Below are 2,692 nucleotides of genomic sequence, written 5' to 3'. Positions count from 1 at the left end.
CGTACGGCGGCCACCGCGAGCGCCCTCATGATCGGGCTGGCCCTGATGTCGCTGATGGCGGTGTTCGGGGCGAGCGCCTCGGCGAGCACGCAGTCGACCATCGAGCGGGTCGTGACGTCGCAGTACATCATCAGCAACGTCATCGGCCAGCCCTTCTCACCCGACATCGCGGAGCAGGTCGAGGACCTGGACGGCGTCGCGTCGGTCGCCTCGATGCGTCAGGCCTTCGTGGACGTGGACGGCACCGGCTCCGCGGTCGGTGGCATCGACCCGTCGGCCTTCGGTGTCGAGCTCGCCCTCCCGGTCGAGGAGGGCTCCCTGCAGGACCTGCGCGACGGCACGGTCGCCATTGACGCCGGCACGGCGCGAGGCGGCGACATCGAGGTGGGCGACACCGTCGAGGTCGACTTCCAGGCGGGGAAGCAGGAGCTGGAGGTGGTGGCGCTGTTCCCGGCCGGGCAGGGACTCGGGTTCTCCCACCTGACCACGCAGCAGACCCTCGAGGACGGGGGACTGGCGCCCGTCGACGCCTTCGTCTACGTCGTCAAGGAGTCCGACGCCGACACCGACGAGGTCCGCGAGGCCATCGAGACCGTGATCGAGGACCAGCCGACGGTCACGGTCAAGGACCCCGAGGGCTACGCCGCGGAGCAGCAGGAGCAGATCAACCAGTTCCTGGCCTTCATCTACGGCCTTCTGGGGCTCTCGGTGATCATCGCGATCCTCGGCGTGGTCAACACCTTGAGCCTCTCGGTCATCGAGCGGACCCGCGAGGTCGGGCTGCTGCGGGCCGTCGGGGTGACCCGCCGCCAGCTGCGGCGCATGGTGATCCTGGAGTCGGTCGTCATCGCGGTCTTCGGTGGCCTGCTGGGCGTGATCATGGGGACGGGCTTCGGTTCCGCGGTCGTGATCGCGCTCGAGGACCAGGGTCTGTCCGACCTGGCGATCCCGTGGCCGGTACTCGTGACCTTCGTCGTGGTCTCGGGCATTCTGGGCATTCTGGCCGCGCTATTTCCGGCATTCCGGGCAGCGCGTCTCAATGTGCTCCAGGCTATTACCGCCCAGTAGCAGTCCATCCGCGCCATATCTCTTCGACACGCCGCCGCTCTAGACTCGGACGTGCCACAGTGATGAGGGTCAGATCGCGAAGGAGACACGCTCATGGGAGAAGCGGCTGTCGTCACTCGCGCCACCTCGGGGACGGGCGCAGGGTCAGCGGTTCACAAGCACGTGCAGGTCCGCGAGTACGTCCGCGCCCTGGTGGAGGGAGCCGATCCGGGCACGCCCGCACCGTCGGAGCGCGAGCTGGTGCAGTACTTCGGCGTCGCCCGCATGACGGTCCGCCAGGCGCTCGACGCCCTGGTCACCGAGGGCCTCCTCGAGCGGGTGCCCGGCCGCGGCACCTTCGTGGCCGACCAGCGCCACGAGCAGAGCATGCGCCTCCACGGCTACTCCGAGGAGATGCGCCACCGCGGCCTCCGGCCCGCGTCACGCACCATGCTGGCGCGCATCGAGGCCGCCGGCCCCGGCGTGGCCCGGGCCCTGGAGATCAGCGTCGGTGAGTCGGTCGTCCACTGGCAGCGCATGCGGCTGGCCGACAACGCCCCCATGTGTGTCGAGGACGCCTTTCTCAAGGCCGCGATGGTGCCCGGTCTCGTCGAGCACCTCCCCGAGTCGTTGTACGACGAGCTGGCTCGCCGTGACCTGGCCCCCACGTGGGGCGAGGACTCCGTCGACGCCGGCCTGGCCAAGGACCCCGAGGCACGCCTGCTCGGGATCGCCGAGGGCAGCCCGGTGCTCCGGGTCGCCCGGCGGGCGTTCTCCGGCCGCACCCCGGTGGAGGTGTCGCGCTCGACCTACCGCGCCGACCGCTTCACGCTGTGGATCCCGATGAGCCGGCAGCCCACCGCCCACCACTGAGCCTCGTCGGCGCCGCACCCGACCTGCTCCTCGGAGGTGCGCGGGCGCCTGCCACCGACAAACCTTCGACCAACCTGGCCCGGCTAGCCTCGCCGGGTGACTCGGGTGAGCGGACTCCTCCTGGCGGCCGGTGCCGGTCGTCGGATGGGACGTCCCAAGGCACTGCTGCGCGACGCCGGAGGCGCGTCGATGCTGGTCGGTGCGGTCGAGCCGTTGCTGGCCGGCGGGTGCGAGGAGGTCGTCGTGGTGCTGGGCGCTGAGGCCGAGGCGGCCCGGGCGCTGCTGACCGACGCCGTCGACGGGTCGCTGGGCACGGTCCGCGCCGTCGTGGCCGAGGACTGGGAGCGCGGCATGGCCGCCTCGCTGGCCACCGGGTTGGCTGAGCCGGCCCCGGACGGGCCCGGGTCCGACGCCGTCGTCGTCCAGCTCGTCGACCTGCCCGACGTCGGGGCCGCTGTCGTCTCACGCGTCGTGAAGACGTGGCGCGATTCCGGAGCCGACCCGGCAGCGATCCTGCGTGCGGCGTACGGCGGGGAGCCTGGTCACCCGGTCCTGCTCGGCGACGACCACCGGGTCGCCCTCGCCGCCGAGGTGGCGAGCGCCCTGAGGGCCGAGGGGCCGGCGGACTACGGCGCGCGGCACTATCTCGCCGACAAGCAGGTGCAGCTGGTGGAGTGCGGTGACCTGGCCAGCGGGCACGACGTGGACCGACCGGAGGATCTTCAGTGACCGACCCGACCCGACCCACCAGCCCCGACGAGCTGGCCGAGCA

At 71.5% G+C, this 2,692-nt stretch carries 3 protein-coding genes; all 3 read left to right on the top strand.

Features of this window, described 5'->3' with window-relative positions; all coding sequences use genetic code 11:
- Positions 1-1,068, top strand: a 1,068-nt coding sequence (locus RMN98_RS01490) for an FtsX-like permease family protein (RefSeq protein ID WP_309647032.1), incomplete at its 5' end; no start/stop codon positions are given.
- 93 nt (positions 1,069-1,161) lie between these two features.
- The gene (locus tag RMN98_RS01485; protein WP_309647031.1) at positions 1,162-1,920 is read left to right on the top strand and encodes a GntR family transcriptional regulator; all 759 of its coding nucleotides are present in this window, start codon (positions 1,162-1,164) and stop codon (positions 1,918-1,920) included.
- A gap of 96 nt (positions 1,921-2,016) precedes the next feature.
- Positions 2,017-2,649 carry a nucleotidyltransferase family protein gene (locus RMN98_RS01480; protein ID WP_309647030.1) on the top strand — a complete coding sequence of 211 codons (633 nt, stop codon included), beginning with the start codon at positions 2,017-2,019 and terminating at the stop codon, positions 2,647-2,649.
- The last annotated feature ends 43 nt before the right edge of the window (positions 2,650-2,692 follow it).

This window comes from Nocardioides sp. (assembly GCF_031397825.1).
Classification (GTDB): Bacteria; Actinomycetota; Actinomycetes; order Propionibacteriales; family Nocardioidaceae; genus Nocardioides.
This window is presented reverse-complemented; position numbering and strand designations above follow the sequence as displayed.